This is a genomic window from Streptomyces sp. NBC_01016, assembly GCF_026341035.1.
Taxonomy (GTDB): Bacteria; Actinomycetota; Actinomycetes; order Streptomycetales; family Streptomycetaceae; genus Streptomyces.
On the sequence record NZ_JAPEOQ010000001.1, the window covers coordinates 977,893 to 994,451 of the forward strand.

Consider the following 16,559-nt stretch of genomic DNA (forward strand, 5'->3'; position numbering starts at 1 on the left):
GTCGGAGACGGGAATCAGGGGCGGGAACCAGTGGCGGGGACGAGAGGTCGGGGCATGCGGCTCGGGCGGGATTTCGGGTGGCTGTGGGCCGCCTTCGCGGTGAGCACCGCCGGTTCGTGGCTCGCGCTCGACGCGTTCCAGCTGATCGCCGTCCTGGTGCTGCACAGCGGCGCCGCGCAGGTGTCGTTCCTGTCGGCCGCCGGGCTCGCGGTGGGCGCGCTGCTCGCGGTGCCGCTCGGGCCGTGGATCGAGTTCCGGCGCAAGCGGCCCGTGCTGGTCCTCGCGGACCTGGTGCGCTGCGCGGCCCTGCTCACGCTGCCCCTCGCGTACGCCCTCGACGCGCTGACCTTCACTCAACTCGTCCTGGTCTCCGTGGTCGTGGCCGCCGCCGACATCGTGTTCCGCGCGGCGAGCGGCGCCCACCTCAAGGCGCTCGTCCCGGACGAGGGCCTGCTGGCGGCCAACGCCCGGTTCGAGTCGACGCAGTGGACCGCCACGGCCGTCGGACCGCCGCTCGGCGGCGCGCTCATCGGCGCGTTCGGGCCGCTGACGACGGTCCTCCTGGACGCGGTGAGCTACGTCCTGTCGGCGGTGGGCGTACGCGCCATCCGCACACCCGAGCCGAAGCCCGCGCGCAGCGCGAACGGCGGCCGGTTCAGCGCCGCCGACATCGCGGAGGGCTGGCGCCATCTGTGGCGGCAGCCCCGGCTGCGCGCCCTGTTCCTCAACAACAGCCTGGTGAACGCCCTGATCATGGTGGGCGCCCCGCTCATGGCGGTGCTGCTCCTCGACGACCTGGGCCTCGCCCCCTGGCAGTACGGCCTGGTCTTCGGAATCCCGTGCCTGGGCGGGCTCGCCGGCTCCCGGCTCACCGGGCCGCTGGTGAGGCGGTACGGGGAGCGGCGGGTGCTCCTGGTGAGCGGGTCGGTCCGGGCGTGCTGGCCGATCGGGCTCGCGTTCGTGGGGCCCGGGGTCGCGGGGATGCTCGTGGTGGTCGTCGTGGAGTTCGGCCTCATCACGTGCTGCGCCGTCTTCAACCCCGTCATGGCGGCCGAGCGGCTGCGGCTGACGGACGACGACCGGGTGGCGCGGGTGCTGTCCGCCTGGACCGTCACCCAGCGGGCCGTCACCGCCGCGCTCACGCTGATGTGGGGCGTCTTCGCGGCGCTGATCGGGACGCGCGGGGCGCTCGCGCTCGCCGGAGTGCTGCTGCTCGCGACGCCCCTGCTGCTGCGCGGCCTGCGCTCCCCGGCGTGTACACCCCGCCCCGCGGCGCCCACGCTGCCAGAGTGACCACGGACAACCGCCCCAAATGCACCGGATTTCCCGGTTCATTGAGTTAGGGAGCTTTCGTGGCAAACGTACACGTGATCCTCAATCAGAAGGGCGGCGTGGGCAAGTCCACGCTCGCCGTGAACCTCGCGGCCGTCACCGCCGACGTGCTCGGCGCGGGCGCCCCCGACGCCGAGCGGCCGCCCGTCGTCGCCGTCTCCATCGACCCGCAGGGCTCGGCCGTGTGGTGGTCGGAGCGGGTCGGCGAGGGCCTCCCCTTCGACTTCGTGCAGGCCCACGACGACCTCTCGGGGCTCGCGGCGCTCTCCCGTATCCCGTCCGCCCAGCACGTCTTCGTCGACACCCCGGGCTGGCTCGACCTCGCCGACGACGACGGCACCGACCCCCTCGGCAAGGGCGCGGCCGCGGACGCCCTGCGCGCGGTGCTCTCCAACGCCACCGACGTCATCGTCCCCATCGAGCCGGAGCCGCTCGGCTTCCAGCCCACGCAGCGCACGGTGGAGCGGGTCGTGAAGCCCCGTGGCCTGCCCTTCCGCGTGGTCATCAACAACTGGGACCCGCGCGACGGCAAGGCCGATCTGGCGCAGACCCGCGCGTTCGTCGAGGCGCAGGACTGGCCGCTCGCGCGCACCGTAGTGCGCCACTACAAGCTGCACACGCGGGCCAGCGCGGACGGCCTCGTCGTCACGCAGTACGGCGCCAACCGGGTCGCGCTCCAGGCCCGCGAGGACTTCTTCCGGCTCGCGCTTGAGGTGGGCCTCGCGGCGATCCCGGCCCCGGCCCGGAGCACCAAGAAGACGGCCAAGAAGGCCGACGCGAAGACCACCAAGACGACCGCCACTCCGGCTGCCGCGAAGACCGCCACCAAGACCGCCACGAAGCCCGCCGCCAAGTCCTCCCGCAGCAAGAAGGTGACCGTCTGATGGGGCGTCGTACCGACCTGTCCTCGCTCCTGTCCTCCGAGAAGGCGGCCGCCGAGGAGCAGGCCGCGGCGCCCGCCCAGCGCAGACGCCCCGACACCAAGCCGCTCACCGTCGCGATCGGCGACCTCACCGAGAACCCGGACAACCCGCGGCACGAGCTGCGCGACCTCGACGGGCTCGCCGAGACGGTCCGCGAACGCGGCGTCCTCCAGGCCCTCGGCGTCGTCTCCGCCGCCGTCTTCCTCGCCGCGCGCCCGCACCACAAGGAGGCCGTGGGCAACGCCCCGTACGTCGTCCTGCACGGCCACCGGCGGCTCGCGGCGGCCCGGATGGCGGGCCTGGACGAGGTTCCGGTCCTGGTCAGGGACGATGCGACGCGTTCCGACGAGGACGCGCTGATCGAGAACGTACAGCGCGACGACCTCACGGAACTGGAGCAGGCCCAGGCCATCCAGGGCCTCATCACCTCCTACGGCTACTCGCAGCGCCAGGTCGCCGCCCGGATCGGCAAGACGCAGGGCTTCATCTCCCAGCGCCTGTCGCTGATGAAGCTGCGCGAGGACATCCAGGAGGCGCTCGCCGACGGCCGCGTCTCCATCGAGGACGCCCGCCGCATCGCCCGCCTCCCGAAGGACGAACAGGTGCTCCCCGGCGAGCCGGATGCCGCCGCGACCGTCCCGGCCGCCCGCAAGGAGAAGCGCGGCCGCGATTACGGCGTAATCAAGATCGACAGCCGGGGGACCCCGGACGATGTGGTCGAGGCGCTGCGCCGGCATCTGGCCCCTGCCACCCTCGACCGGATCATCGAACTGCTCGGCCGATAGTCGACTGTGTCGTCCACGCGGTCTCCGTGGTCGCTTACCGTGGCCCCGTGCTCGAAGTGCCGACCGTGCCGTCCCCGTCCGTGACCCCGCAGCCGCCCGCCGAGGCCGTCGCCCCGCTGATGCGCGGCCTCGACGTGCTGCGGAGCCTCACGGCCGCAGAGAGCGGGGACGGCACGCTCGCCCTCGCCGACCTCGCCCGCACCACGGGCCTGGCCCGCTCCACGGTCGACCGGATCTGCGCGACCCTCGCCCACCTGGGCTTCGTACGCCTCGACGGGCGTGACGCCTCGCTCGCCCCGCCCCTGATGACCGTCGCCAACGCCTGCCTGGACGCGCTGCGGGTGCCGGGGGTCCTCGGCCCGCTCGCCGACGAACTGGCCGACGAGCTCGACGAATCCGTCTCCCTCGCGGTCCCCGACGGCGACGGCATCCGCTTCGTCCACCAGGTGCTGCGCAGGCGCGCCCTGTCCATCAGCTTCCGGGTGGGCGACGCGCTGCCGGGGGGTGGGTGTGCGCCGGGTCTTGTGTTCCGGGACGGCCTTTCCCTCGCGGTCGACGATCAGCTGGTGGAGCGGGGGCTTGTCGCGGTGGCGGTGCCGGTGAGGGGTCCTGACGGGTCGGTGGTGTGCGCGGTGAGCGTGGTCAGCCATACGAGCCGGCATGCCGCCGGGGAGCTGGCGGGGGCGGTGCGGGGGCCGTTGGAGACGTGTGTACGCAAGATGGAAGCGGAGCTGAATCAAGCCCCGCTCTTGGACGAGAGCCAGCGGGGCTCGGGGCAGAGCCCCGCAACCGAGGATGAAGCTCCCGCAACAATCCAGTCACTCGCCAGAGGCCTCCGCGTGCTCACCGCGTTCGACGGCGCCCACCCCACCCTGACGCTCACCGAGATCGCCGAGGCCACCGGGCTCGCCCGTGCGACGGCCCGCCGCGCCCTCATCACCTACGAGCACCTCGGCTACGTGACCCACGAGGACCGCGCCTTCCGCCTCACCCCCCGCGTCCTCACCCTCGGCTGCGCCCCGCTCTCCCGCACCACGCTCCCCCGCATCGCCGCCCCGCACCTCGCGGCCCTGTCGAAGCGGCTCGGTGAATCCGTCGGCCTGTCCGTGCCGGACGGCAACCGTGTGCGGTGCACCGCGCGAGTGACGCCGCGCCGGGTCATGAGCGTCGACATCGGCGTCGGCTCCCGGCTGCCCGCGAAGGACACGGCCGCCGGGCTGCTGCTCCGGGGCGACGGGGAGTCGGCCGTGGCCGACGGGCCCGAGGCAGGGCTGCGGTCCGTCGCCGTGCCGGTGCGGGACCGGGCGGGCCGGGTCGTGTCCGCGCTCGACGTCACCGCCCACCAGGGCCGCGGGGACGACGACGCGTGGACCGAGGCGCTGCGGGACACCGCGGCGCTGATCGCGGCGGACCTCCACGTGACCTCACGCTTCGTGAGCGTCCCGGTGCACTGAGACCCGGATCTCACCGGCGTACGGACCTTGGTCCCTACTCCTCGCGACGAATGCCCCGCATTCTCATATGTGATGACATCCCGCAGCTCCAGCAGCTTCTACTCCTCGATCCGTGGCGCGGCTCCCTCCGCCTCCCGCCCCACGGGCGGCTGGCGTGCCGTGGTGCTGCTCGTCGCGGTGATGGCGCTCATCATCACGACGCTCGACGTGGCGACGCCCGCGGACTTCCGGGCGCGCGCCCTGCTCGGCCTCGTGCCGATCGTCGTGGCGCTGCTCGCCCCCGTGATCGTCACCGCCGTCGTCACCGGGCTGCTGATCATCGCCTACCTGGGGCTGCAGGCCGTGGCGCCGCTGCCGAGCGGCGGCTGGGCCGTGCTCGGCCCGCTGATGATCGGCACCGGTGGCCTGCTCGGCGTGCTCATCGCCCGTCGCAGGGAGGAGCAGCGGGCCCGCCTCCAGGCCCTCACGGACATCGCCGAGGCCACGCAGCGCGCGGTGATGCGCGGACTGCCCGAGCGCTTCGAGGACCTGCGCATCGCCGACTTCTACCAGCCCGCCGCCCGCGCGGCCCGCGTCGGCGGCGACTGGTACGACTTCCAGCCCTCGCCGTACGGGGTACGCGCCGTCCTCGGCGACGTCAGTGGCAAGGGCCTGCCCGCGGTGTCCGCGTCGGCGTGGCTGCTCGGCGCGTTCCGGGAGGCGGCGTACCACGAGGAGCGGATCGACGAGGTGGCCCGGCGCCTGGAGATCGCCATGCAGCGCTACAGCGCCTGGACCCGGCTCACGAACGACGAGGGCCTCACGGACGCGTTCTCCACCGGACTGCTGCTGCACTTCCCGCCGACGTCCCCCGATGTGGTCGACGTCGTCAACTTCGGGCACGAGCCGCCGCTGGTCGTCACCGCGGACGGCCGCGTGCACACCCCCGACCTCCCGGCCGGACTCCCCCTCGGCATGGGCACGCTGAGCGCCGCGGGGCCCGGCGTGGCCCGGCTGCCCTTCGGGGTCGGGGACACGCTGATCCTCTTCACCGACGGCGTGACCGAGTGCCGTGACGAGGACGGCACCTTCTACCCCGTACGCGAGCGGCTGCCGCGACTGGTGTCCCCGCGCGGCGCGCAGGAGCCGCCCGAGGCGCTGCTGCGCCGCCTGGCGGAGGACCTGCGCGAGCACCGGTACGGCCCGCCGAGCGACGACGCCGCGATCACCGTGCTCCGCAGGACCGCGGAGCACGCGCCGTACCAGAACGAGGCGGACGCCGAGCTGTACGCGTACCGGCCGAAGGAGGAGACCGCGGACTCGGCCGTTCAGGGGGCCGTGGCTCAGTACGCCACCGACATGCGCTTCCTGGAGTGCGCGTCGCGCTCGATCTCGTCGACGAAGGCCAGCGCGTAGTCCTCCGCGCTGATCCGGCTCTCGCCGTTCGCGTCCTGCATCAGCCGGTCGCCGCCGACCCGGAACTCCTCGGTGCGCTCCCCCGGGCCGATCTCCGCGGCCGGCGAGATGTACGTCCAGTCGAGGTCGTCGACCGTGCGCAGATACGCGAGCACGTCCCGGTGCGCGAGCGCCTCGCCGCGGTACGCGTCGGGGAAGTCCGGCTGGTCCGCCAGCGCCTCGCCCGGCGCGACCTCCAGGCTGCCCGCCCCGCCGACCACCACGAGCCGCGCGACCCCGGACCCGCGCACCCCGGCGACCACGGACTGGTTGAGCGCGAGGAACGGCTTCTGCGGGTCGGATCCGTCACGGGGCGGCGCGAGGGCGGAGGCCACGGCGTCGTGCCCGCCCGCGAGTTCCGACAGCCGCTGCACGTCGGAGACGTCCGCCGCGACGGCCGTGACACCGGCGACGGGAACGTCGCCCGAGCGGCTGACGGCGGTCACGCTGTGGCCGCGGCCCAGGGCCTCTGCGGCGATACGGCTGCCGACCATGCCGGTGGCGCCCAGGAGCAGGATGTTCATGCGCTCAGCGAAACACGGAGCGCCACCGCGCGCATGTTGCGAAGGGCGTGCCACGAGAGGTCAATGGAAGGCGAAGAAAGCGGAACTCGGGGCATCCGAGGGGGCCTGGCAGAAAGGAGCCCGTCATGGCTCAGCATGCGGCACCCGCACCCGGACGTGGCACCACCGGACGCAGCACCGCCGGACGCGGCACCAGTGGTGCGGCGCTCTCCCCGACGAGCGCGGCCGTCGTCGTTCCCGTCGTGACCGGCATCGCGTACGGCTTCTGGGCGGCGAGCATCGACCGTTTCGGCGGCGAGGTCACCGGAGGCAACATCGCGCTCGGCTTCGTCACGGGCATCATCGTGGCGGCGCTCTGCTTCGGCATCCACCACTGGTCGAAGCAACAGGCGGGCCGGCACTTCCTCGCGCGGGCCTCGGCCTGGGGCGCGTTCGCCGGCATCGCGGTCGGCTTCCTGCACAGCCTCTCGGATCCCGCGATCCTGTGGTCGATCATGCTCGGCCTGATCGTCGGGGCGTCCACGTTCGTGGGCACGTACTACCGGTACTACTCGGCGAGCGAGTACGCACCCGTATAGAACGTACGTTCTATCGTTCCGACGCATGATGCCGAACTAGTACGTGACGCCGAACTCCCGGGTCTCGGTCTCCCGGTAGTACCAGCCGCTCGGGCCGTGGTCATGATCGTGCCGCGGCCCGTCGGACGGTGCCCCGGACGTACAGCTCGGCACGCCGTGGCCGCCGGTGTCGACGTACGCGGCGCTGGCCCAGCCGCGGGCGCCGGTGAACCAGTACCAGGTCGAGGTGCCGTGCACGGACGAGCCGTCGGTGGCGCACTCGATACGGTCCTGGCTGCCCGGCGCGAGCCGGTACACGACGGATGCCGAGGTGCTCGGCCCCGAGCGCAGGTTGAGATCGGACTGCGAGACGACCGTCCCCCAGACGACGTCCCCGCTGTTCGCACTGGCCGGTGCCGCGGCGGTCACGGCGAGCAGTCCGCCCGCCAGAAGCCCGGCGGCAGCCAGGGCCGGAGTGGTTCGGCGCATGATCGGCCTCCCAAAGGTGAGCCCAAGATCCCCACGCCCCCACGTCCAGGAAACACCCGTTCGGCCCAGTGCTCCACCGGAGGCCCGGTGGCGCCGGGCGGGCGGCCGATGAGTTCCCGTCGCAGCACCGGTCTTCCTCTGTGACGTGACCGAGAGGGGCACCCGACATGAGCACCACCGCCACCACGACCGGCCTGGCCATCGAGACCGCGGGCCTCGTCAAGACCTTCGGCGACAACCGCGCCGTCGACGGCATCGACCTGACCGTCCCGGCCGGCACGGTCTACGGAGTGCTCGGGCCGAACGGCGCGGGCAAGACCACCGCCGTGAAGATGCTCGCCACGCTGCTGCGGCCCGACGCGGGCGAGGCCCATGTCTTCGGCCACGACGTGGTGCGCGAGGCCGACGCGGTGCGTTCCCGCGTCAGCCTCACCGGACAGTACGCGTCGGTCGACGAGGACCTGACGGGCCACGAGAACCTCGTGCTGCTCGCCCGCCTGACCGGCCACGGCAAGAAGCCGGCGGCCGCGCGCGCCGACCAACTCCTCGACGCCTTCGGCCTGTTGGATGCCGCAAGCCGCCAGGTGAAGAACTACTCGGGCGGCATGCGGCGCCGTATCGACATCGCCGCGTCCATCCTCAACACCCCCGACCTGCTGTTCCTGGACGAGCCGACCACCGGACTCGACCCGCGCAGCCGCAACCAGGTGTGGGAGATCGTCCGCGCGGTCGTCGCGCAGGGCACGACGGTCCTGCTGACCACCCAGTACCTCGACGAGGCCGACCAGCTGGCGGCCCGGATCGCCGTCATCGACAAGGGCCGCGTGATCGCCGAGGGCACCAAGGGCGAGCTGAAGTCGTCGGTCGGCTCCGGATCCGTCCACGTACGCCTGCGCGACGCGGACCAACGCCCGGACGCCGAGCGGCTGTTGAACACCGTGCTCGACGCCCAGGTGGTCCTGGAGCCCGACCCCGTGGCGCTCACCGCCCGCGTCGGCGGCACCGACAACGGCCGGGGCGCGGCCGAGCAGGCCTCCCGCGCGCTCGCCGAACTGGCCGCCGCCCGCATCACCGTGGACACCTTCGCCCTCGGCCAGCCCAGCCTCGACGAGGTGTTCCTGGCCCTCACCGACCAGCCCGTGCAGGACCAGAACCCTGTACAGGACCCGAAGTCCGGACAGGACCAGAAGTCCGAGGAGGCGACGGCATGAGCATCACGACCACCCCCAGTACCGAAGCGCAGGAGCTCGCCCCGGTCAGCGCCGAGTCCCTCGCCGAGCTGCTCATCGCCAAGGAGCGCCCGCCCCGGCCCAGCGCCGTGTCCGCGTCGCTCACCTTCGGCTGGCGCGCGATCCTCAAGATCAAGCACGTGCCGGAGCAGCTCTTCGACGTCACGGCGTTCCCCGTGATGATGGTGCTGATGTACACGTACCTGTTCGGCGGCGCCCTGGCCGGCTCCCCGAGCGAGTACATCCAGTACCTGCTGCCCGGCATCCTCGTGATGTCGGTCGTGATGATCACGATGTACACGGGCATCTCGGTCAACACCGACATCGAGAAGGGCGTCTTCGACCGCTTCCGTACGCTCCCGATCTGGCGCCCGTCCGTGATGGTCGGGTACCTCCTCGGCGACGCCCTGCGCTACACGATCGCGTCCGTCGTGATGCTCGCGGTCGGCCTGATCATGGGGTTCCGGCCGGACGGCGGGGTGCTCGGCGTCATCGCGGCCATCGCGGTGCTGCTGGTCTTCTCCTTCGCGTTCTCGTGGATCTGGACGATGTTCGGGCTGCTGCTGCGCACCGAGAAGTCGGTGATGGGCGTCAGCATGATGGTGATCTTCCCGCTGACGTTCCTCAGCGACATCTTCGTGAAGCCCGAGACGATGCCGGGCTGGCTCCAGGCCTTCGTCAACAACAACCCCGTCACGCACGTCGCGTCCGCCGTGCGCGGCCTCATGGACGGCGACTGGCCGACGGCCGAGGTGCTGTGGTCGCTGGGCTGGGCGGCGCTGCTGATCGCCGTGTTCGGGCCGATCACGATGCGCCTCTACAACCGGAAGTAGGCCCTGGGCGGTAGTCCGTATGCAGGCACCCCGGTCGCGCACGGCGCGGCCGGGGCCTTGCCTGGAACGGTGATCCGAAGAACCGCCTCCGCCGTTCTGCTCGTCCTCGCCTGCCTCCTCGTCCCGCTCGGCACGCTCTCCACCTGGGCGAAGTACGAGATCGGGGACAGCGACCGGTACGTGTCCGCGATGGCGCCGCCGGCCGGCGACCCGGACGTGCAGAACGCGGTCGCCGACGCGGTGACCACCGGAGTCATGAAGAACCTCGACGTGGGCGCGCTCGCATCGGTCGTCGAGGACTATCTGCACGACGCGGTCGTCTCGTTCACGGACACCGACGCCTTCCGCGGCGCCTGGAACACCGCGAACCGCGCCGCCCACGACGCCGTGCAACAGGCCCTCGACGAGGGCACCACGGGGCCCGTCACGCTCGACCTGGCCCCCGTCACCCGGCAGGTCAAGCAGCAGCTGGAGGAGAACGGGGTGCCGTTCGCCGAGCGGATCCCGGTCGCCCACACCGAGGTCACCCTGCTGTCCGCCGGCGACCTGGCCGGGCTGCGGAAGGGCTTCCACGCCTTCCAACTCGCGGGCCACTGGCTGCCGTTGGCCGCCGTCGTGTGCGCCGTCGCGGGCCTCGCGCTCGCCCGGCGGCGCCGTCCCGCGCTCTCCCTGACCGCCCTCGGCGCCGCCCTGGGCGCGGCGGCGCTGCTCATCGCGCTGCCGCTCGCCCGAGCGTTGACGCTCGAAGACATCTCCGACGCGGCGAACAAGGCGGCGACCGGCTCGGTCTACGACGCCCTGACCTCGCCGATGCGGACCGCGTCGTGGGTGATCCTCGCGGTGGGCGTGGTGGTGGCGCTCGCGGTGTGGCTCGGCCGGCACCCGTTCAGCCGCGCGCGGAATGCCGCCTCCCTGCTCCGGCGCGAGCATTCCAGTGACACGAGGAGGCGCCCGCATGACACAAACACCGCCGGAAACCGAGAAGACGACCACCTGGTCCCAGGACCACCGCACGCCCGACCCTGACCCCACGCTCGGCGAGAGCCCGCGCGGCGCCTGGGCGGCCGGCGGCACCCTGTTCGCCGGCGTCCTGATGCTGGTCAGCGGCTGCCTCGGCGTCCTCAACGGGATCGCCGCCATCGCCAAGGACGACGTCTACAGCCGGATCGGCGACTACGTCTACGCCTTCGACCTCACCACGTGGGGCTGGATCCACCTGGTGATCGGCGCGCTCGTCGCGGTCACCGGCTGGGGCGTGCTCAAGGGCCAGGACTGGGCGCGCGGCGCGGGCATCGCCCTCGGCGCGCTCTACGTCGTCGAGTACTTCCTGTTCCTGCCGTACGCGCCCGTGTGGTCGCTCATCTCCATCGCCATCGGCGTCTTCGTCATCTGGGCCCTCGCCACGGACCACGGCCGCGCCCCCAACCCCGGGGCCGCCAAACCGGCCTGACGGCGGGGCACCCCGGCTAACCTGGAGGACTCCGAACGGACCGGTACGGAGACGGGGGCCGGGTCTTGGACCAGCGACAGCAGCACATCACGGACGAAGCGCCCGGCGCCCCGCGGTACGAGCCGCGGGGCGCCGGGCGCCGCCGTGTGAACAGGACGGGGGCGTGGGCGGCGGCGCTGCTGCTCGTCGGGGTGAGCGTGGTGGTCGGCTGCCGGGCCGCGGACCGCGACGCGGTGACCCCCGTCCCCCAGCTCCTCGCGTTCCTCCCTTGGCTGATCGCGCCCACGGCCGCCGCCCTGCTTCTCGCGCTGCTGTCGCGCTGGCGTACGGGGCTGGTCTGGGGCCTCGCCGTACTCGGCGCGCTCGCCTGGTACATGGAGCCGTACGGGACGGACGGCGAGCCGGACGGCGCCCCCGTCTCCGGCGTCCGCGTGCTGGCGTCCAACGTGCAGTTCAGCCGCGGCACCAACGCGCTGATCGACACGGTCGCCCGACACCGCCCCGACATCGTCTTCGTCGAGGAGTGCGGGCGGCCCTGCCGGGACGCGCTGGACCGCGAGTCGCTGCGCACCCGCTACCCGCACCGGCAGGCCGTGGCGGCGGACGGCTCGGAAGGCTCGATGATCCTCAGCAGGTTCCCGCTGAAGGCGGCGCCGACGGTGGCAGGGACGATGGGCATGCCGGCCGCCACCGCCGACGTACGCGGTCACGCGGTGCGCCTCCAACTCGTGCACCCCATGCCGCCGTTGCCCGACCAGGTGGGCCTGTGGAAGACGGAGCTGGGCCGCCTCGCGGACGCGGCGCGGGCCACCGAGGGGCCCGGGATCATGGCGGGGGACTTCAACGCGACGCAGGAGCACGCGGCGTTCCGCCGGATCCTCGACGCGGGGCCGCTGCACGACGCGGCCCGCCTCACCGGCCACGCCCGCACCCCGAGCTGGCCGTCGACCGCGCCCGGCCCGCTGGGCACGCAGATCGACCACGTACTGGTGACCGACGACTTCTCGGCGGACAAGGCCCGCTTCATCGACCTCGCGGACACGGACCACCGGGCGCTCCTGGTGGACCTGACGCTGCACGGCTGAGCGCACCGGGCCGCCGCCCGTGGGGAGACGGGCGGCGGCCGGGTGAGGGAAGAGAGACGGCGGCCCGCTGCGGTCAGTTCGCAGGTGGGGGCCGGGCCGCGCGCCTCGTCCGTCGGATCCGCCAGGGCCTGACGGGAGTTCGAAGACAGGCCCTGGGGCCCTAGCGCAGCTCGGCCTCGGCCTTGTGCAGGGCCTTGGCGAACCCGTTGGCCCACAGGGATTCCACCTGTGCCTTCTCGTTCGCGTCCGGGTTCGAGTTGGTGCACGAGGGGCCAGGACCGCCGCCCGACATCAGCTCGCTGCACGGCCCCTCGTAGTGATCGGGGAGGCCGAGCACATGTCCCGTCTCGTGCGTGGTCACGCGCGTGGAGTCGTACTCCTGGTTCTGCGCGTAGTCCAGGAAGACGTAGCCGCTGCCGTGGCCGTCCGTCGACGCGTACGAACCGCGCGAGTCGTTCCCCTCGCGGTACGAGAAGTCGCCCCCGCCGGACGAGGCCTGGAGCTTCACGTTCGACACGGACGAGTTCCAGATCGACGCGCTGCTCGCTATCTGCTGCTGGAAGGTGGGCGCTTGTGAGGCGTCGTACGTGACGGTGACGGACGCGGCGCCCGGGTTCGCGGCCCGCTTCTCGGCGACGGACTTCAGGACGGCCTGGAAGAAGGCCTTGTTGGCGGCGGCCTCCTCGGCGGAGCCGGCGTAGTGCGAGCCGACGTAGTGCGCGACCCGCTCGGTGGACCCGGAGGAGGAGGCGGACGCGGGGGCCGCGGCGAGGGCGGCGACGGTGAGCCCGGCGCCGAGGGCGCAGGCGAGCAGACGAACAGATGTGGGGGGTGTCATGTTCATGCGTGAGAGTCTGGGGCGGACGGGACGCACGAGGTAGATGCCACTGCGCGATAACTCCGCGTTATCCCCACACAGTTGACGCTGGTGACTCTGGTGCGACGTACGGGACCGGCCTACGCTCGACGCCCATGGAGCTGGAAGTGCGGCACCTGCGCGTCCTGTGCGCGATCGAGGACACCGGCAGCCTGCACAAGGCGGCCCGTCACCTGGGCATGACCCAGCCCGCCCTCAGCACCCAGCTGCGCCGCATCGAGGACCACCTCGGCGGCCGCCTGTTCACCCGCGAACGCACCGGCTGCCGCGCTACGCCGCTCGGCCGCACCCTGCTCACGCGGGCCCGCCCGCTGGTGGACGACCTGCGCGCGCTGGTCGACGAGACGCGCGCGATGGCACAGGACTCGGCCGGTGGCCTCCTGCGCATCGGCTCCACGGCCAGCCGCGCGATACCGGGCTGGCTGCGCCGCCTGCGCGCGAGTTCGCCGCACGAGCCGTCGCTGCGCATGGACGTCTCGGCGCACGCGCTGCTCCGCCTGGTGGCCGAGGGCGGCCTCGACGTGGCGTTCGTCCACGAGGTGGAGGGCAGCCCCCTGCGCATACCGGAGTCCCTGACCTGCAAGGTCCTCCTGGCCCGCGAACCCCAGTACGTCTCCCTGCCGGCGGACCACCCGGCGGCCGGCAGCCCGGTCGTGCGTCTGACGGACCTGGCGGAGGACCGGTGGATGATCGACCCGACGGTGGACGGCGAATGGGACGGCCTGCTCCGGGCGTTCCGCTCCGCGGGCCTCAACCCCCGTGTCCTGCACGGCGATTACCTGACCGCGTCCAACCTCGTCGCGACCGGCGAGGTGGTGACGCTCTGCCAGCCGACGTCGCTCGCCCGCCCCGACATGGCGATCCGCCCTCTTGAGGGCGACCCGGTCGCCGTACGCCTCCTCCTCGCGGCCCGCTCCGCACCCGTCCTGGACGCGGTTCTGCCGGCCCTGCGGGAGGCCTATTGGGAGTCGGCACACCAGTCACCGGCGTATCGGACACGTCTCACGGAGTCGGGCGTGATCGACTGAATCCATACAGAAAGGGCGGCAGTTGTCCGCTCGGTCGAACGACCCGACCCTGCCCAAGATCACGGTCCGTGGCGGCTAACCTTACGTGTCCGCCCTGGCCAGGGGTTCCAGGGAGCAGGGACGTCGGGGACAACTCATGCGGAAGGTTGCGCACATGGGCATTCTGGATCTGCTGCGGAACGCATTCGGGCGATCGCGCAAAAAAGACGAGACCGCTGCCGCCGCGGACCCAGCGCCTGCCGCTGCCGCTTCCGACCAGGCGCCAACGGTCCCCGCTCCGTCCAAGGGCGAAGCCGACGACCTGGTCTCGGCCGCCTTCGACAACATCTCGGTCCCGAAACCGTCGAGCCCGGTGGGCGGCGAGCGGCTGCCGCGGGAGCCTGCGGCGGAGCGGGGCGAGGCGGAGGCGCCGACCGGGGAGAAGTCCGAGGCTGCGGCGCCGGCCGAGGAAGAGGCAGCGGCTCCGGCCGAGGCGGAGGCTGCGGCTCCGGCCAAGGCGGAGGCTGCGGCTCCGGCCAAGGCGGAGGCTGCGGCTCCCGCCGAGGCGGAGGCTGCGGCTCCCGCCGAGGAGAAGACCGCGGCTCTGGCCGAGGAAGAGGCAGCGGCCCCCGCCAAGGCGGAGGCTGCGGCTCCGACCGAGGAGTCGACTTCGACCGAGCGGAAGACGGAGGCTGCGGCCGAGGAGACGCCTTCGGCCGAGCCGAAGACGGAGGCTGCGGCACCGGCGGAGGCCGAGACGGCCGCTGCTGAGACTCCGTCGGAGGATGCGGCCGAGGCGGAAGCTGCGGCGTCGGCCGAGGTCACGGCAGCGGCTCCGGCCGCGGCCGAGGAGAAGGCCGAGCCCAAGTCTGAGGATGCGGCGGCGGCTCCGACTGCGGCCAAGGAGAAGGCAGAGGCGGCGAACGCGGCGGCTCCGGCCAAGGACAAGGCAGAGGCTGCGGCTCCGGCCAAGGCAGAGGCTGCGACCTCGGCGCCGGCGGAGCCCGAGATCGGGACCGAGGCCAAGGACAACGCCGAGGGCGCGACCGTCGCCGCGGCCGAGACCAAGGCCAACGCCGAAGCCCCGGCCCCCGCCAAGGTCGCGACCAAGGGCGAGGCCAAGGTCGAGGCCGAAGCCCCGGCCCCCGCCGAGGCCAAGACCAAGGCCGCCGCCCCCGCCGCGAGCAAGACCAAGGCCAAGAAGGCAGCCCCCGCCAAGGGCAAGGCCAAGGCTGCGGCTCCCGCCGCGAGCGAGACCAAGGTCGACACCGAAGACGCGGCCTCCGCTGTGGGCAAGGCCAAGACCGAGGACGCCACCCCCGCCGAGGCCGAGACCAAGGTCGACGCCGAGGCTGCGGCCCCCGCCAAGGCCAAGGCTGCGAAGCCCGCCAAGGGCAAGTCCAAGGCCGACACTGAGGCCCTGGCCCCCGCCGAGGCCAAGGCTGCCGCCCCCGCCAAGAGCGAGACCAAGGCCGAGGCCAAGGTCGAGGCCGAGGATGCGGCGGCCCCCGCTGTGGGCAAGCGTCCCGCAGGGCGGGACGGGTGGGCACAGCCCCCGGTGCAGGCCGAAGAGGACAAGGGGGCCGACCCCGTCACGGCGGAGGAGCCCACCCCGGCTCAGGCCGACAAGACCGAGGAGCCCACCCCGGCCCAGGCCGAAGAGACGGAAAAGGTCGACCCTGTCGCGGCGAAGACCCCGGCTCAGGCCGAAGAGACCAAGGACGTCGACCCCACCCCGGTAAAGACCCCGGCCCAGGCCGACAAGACCGAAAAAGTCGACCCCGTCGCGGCGAAGACCCCGGCTCAGGCCGAAGCCACCGAGGACGTCGACCCCACCCCGGCCGAAATCAAGACCCGCGCTCCCGGCCTGGCGGCCGCCCACACCGCCGCCGGCACCGCCCTCAAGACCCGCGGCCTCACCGGCACCCGCGCCACGGTCTACCTCGTCCTGGACCGCTCCGGCTCCATGCGCTCGTACTACAAGAACGGCTCGACCACCGCCCTCGCGGAGCAGACCGTCGCGCTGGCCGCCCACCTCGACACCCGCGAGACCCCCACCGTCCACACGGTGATCTTCTCGACGGACATCGACGCCTCCGGCGACCTCACCCTGGACGCGTACGAGGGCAAGGTCGACGCGTGGCACGCGGAGGCGGGCCGGATGGGCCGCACCAGCTACCACCGCGCCATCGAGGAGATCGTCGCGCACCACGAGAAGTCGGACGACCCGAAGGCCCCGGCCCTGGTGATCTTCCAGACGGACGGCCCCCCGGACGTCCAGCGCCCGGCGAACGAGGCCCTCGCGAAGGCGGCCGAGCGCCCCCTCTTCTTCCAGTTCGTGACGTTCGGCGACCCGGACTCGAAGAACTTCGACTACCTCCGCAAGCTGAAGGCGGAGAACGCCGCGGTCTTCCACGCGGGCGAGACCCCGCTGGAACTCACGGACGCGGAGCTCTACAAGGGCCTCCTGGAGGCCTGGCGCCCGTAACCCCCGCCCCGTAACCCCGCTCAGCAGGGCCCCGATACCCCATGGCCGTCCGCGCAGTAAAACACCGCGCGGGCGGCCACCCCATGTCGGCT

Annotated in this window: 16 protein-coding genes; 13 read left to right on the plus strand and 3 right to left on the minus strand. The window is 72.6% G+C overall.

Going from position 1 to position 16,559, the window contains the following annotated elements; all coding sequences use genetic code 11:
* Positions 1–54 precede the first annotated feature (54 nt).
* From OG746_RS04590 to OG746_RS04610, 5 genes are all read left to right on the plus strand, one after another.
* Positions 55–1,293 carry an MFS transporter gene (locus OG746_RS04590; RefSeq protein WP_266711781.1) on the plus strand — a complete coding sequence of 413 codons (1,239 nt, stop codon included), beginning with the start codon at positions 55–57 and terminating at the stop codon, positions 1,291–1,293.
* Between the two features lie 59 nt (positions 1,294–1,352).
* Entirely contained in the window at positions 1,353–2,216 is an 864-nt protein-coding gene (locus OG746_RS04595) for a nucleotide-binding protein (RefSeq protein ID WP_266711783.1), read from the plus strand.
* Entirely contained in the window at positions 2,216–3,040 is an 825-nt protein-coding gene (locus tag OG746_RS04600; RefSeq protein ID WP_266711785.1) for a ParB/RepB/Spo0J family partition protein, read from the plus strand. Before OG746_RS04595 ends, OG746_RS04600 begins: the two co-directional genes overlap by 1 nt.
* Positions 3,041–3,087: 47 nt before the next feature.
* The gene (locus OG746_RS04605; RefSeq protein WP_266711787.1) at positions 3,088–4,494 is read left to right on the plus strand and encodes an IclR family transcriptional regulator domain-containing protein; all 1,407 of its coding nucleotides are present in this window, start codon (positions 3,088–3,090) and stop codon (positions 4,492–4,494) included.
* 72 nt (positions 4,495–4,566) lie between these two features.
* A complete protein-coding gene (locus OG746_RS04610) occupies positions 4,567–5,889 on the plus strand; it encodes a PP2C family protein-serine/threonine phosphatase (protein WP_266711789.1) in 1,323 nt (440 codons plus the stop codon).
* On the opposite strand, the gene OG746_RS04615 is transcribed toward OG746_RS04610, so the two are convergent.
* Positions 5,817–6,452: an NAD(P)-dependent oxidoreductase gene (locus tag OG746_RS04615; protein ID WP_266711791.1), complete on the minus strand. Its 636-nt coding sequence runs from the start codon at positions 6,450–6,452 to the stop codon at positions 5,817–5,819. The genes OG746_RS04610 and OG746_RS04615 overlap by 73 nt on opposite strands.
* A gap of 125 nt (positions 6,453–6,577) precedes the next feature.
* Between OG746_RS04615 and OG746_RS04620 the strand changes: the two genes are divergently transcribed.
* On the plus strand, positions 6,578–7,030 hold the full coding sequence (locus OG746_RS04620; RefSeq protein ID WP_266711793.1) for a hypothetical protein: 453 nt from the start codon (positions 6,578–6,580) through the stop codon (positions 7,028–7,030).
* A 36-nt stretch (positions 7,031–7,066) separates the two neighbouring features.
* Here the strand turns inward: OG746_RS04620 and OG746_RS04625 are convergent, their stop codons facing one another.
* Entirely contained in the window at positions 7,067–7,498 is a 432-nt protein-coding gene (locus OG746_RS04625) for an SH3 domain-containing protein (protein ID WP_266711795.1), read from the minus strand.
* A gap of 167 nt (positions 7,499–7,665) precedes the next feature.
* Between OG746_RS04625 and OG746_RS04630 the strand changes: the two genes are divergently transcribed.
* From OG746_RS04630 to OG746_RS04650, 5 genes are all read left to right on the plus strand, one after another.
* Positions 7,666–8,709, plus strand: coding sequence for an efflux ABC transporter ATPase subunit, DrrA-related (locus tag OG746_RS04630; RefSeq protein ID WP_266711797.1), 1,044 nt, complete (start codon positions 7,666–7,668; stop codon positions 8,707–8,709).
* Positions 8,706–9,560, plus strand: coding sequence for an ABC transporter permease (locus tag OG746_RS04635; protein WP_266711799.1), 855 nt, complete (start codon positions 8,706–8,708; stop codon positions 9,558–9,560). Before OG746_RS04630 ends, OG746_RS04635 begins: the two co-directional genes overlap by 4 nt.
* Before the next feature lie 69 nt (positions 9,561–9,629).
* The gene (locus tag OG746_RS04640) at positions 9,630–10,586 is read left to right on the plus strand and encodes a hypothetical protein (protein ID WP_266711801.1); all 957 of its coding nucleotides are present in this window, start codon (positions 9,630–9,632) and stop codon (positions 10,584–10,586) included.
* Positions 10,516–11,010, plus strand: coding sequence for a DUF7144 family membrane protein (locus OG746_RS04645; RefSeq protein ID WP_266711803.1), 495 nt, complete (start codon positions 10,516–10,518; stop codon positions 11,008–11,010). The genes OG746_RS04640 and OG746_RS04645 overlap by 71 nt, the downstream gene beginning before the upstream one ends.
* An 86-nt stretch (positions 11,011–11,096) precedes the next feature.
* Positions 11,097–12,095: an endonuclease/exonuclease/phosphatase family protein gene (locus tag OG746_RS04650; protein WP_524540455.1), complete on the plus strand. Its 999-nt coding sequence runs from the start codon at positions 11,097–11,099 to the stop codon at positions 12,093–12,095.
* 160 nt (positions 12,096–12,255) lie between these two features.
* Here OG746_RS04650 and snpA read toward each other — a convergent pair whose 3' ends face one another.
* On the minus strand, positions 12,256–12,939 hold the full coding sequence (gene snpA, locus OG746_RS04655) for a snapalysin (protein WP_524540373.1): 684 nt from the start codon (positions 12,937–12,939) through the stop codon (positions 12,256–12,258).
* Positions 12,940–13,067: 128 nt separating this feature from the next.
* On the opposite strand from snpA, the gene OG746_RS04660 reads away from it, so the two are divergent.
* Together OG746_RS04660 and OG746_RS04665 are read left to right on the plus strand one after the other, a co-directional pair.
* Complete coding sequence (locus OG746_RS04660; protein ID WP_266711805.1) at positions 13,068–14,000, plus strand: LysR family transcriptional regulator; 933 nt, start codon at positions 13,068–13,070, stop codon at positions 13,998–14,000.
* 154 nt (positions 14,001–14,154) lie between these two features.
* Entirely contained in the window at positions 14,155–16,467 is a 2,313-nt protein-coding gene (locus OG746_RS04665) for a VWA domain-containing protein (RefSeq protein ID WP_266711807.1), read from the plus strand.
* The last annotated feature ends 92 nt before the right edge of the window (positions 16,468–16,559 follow it).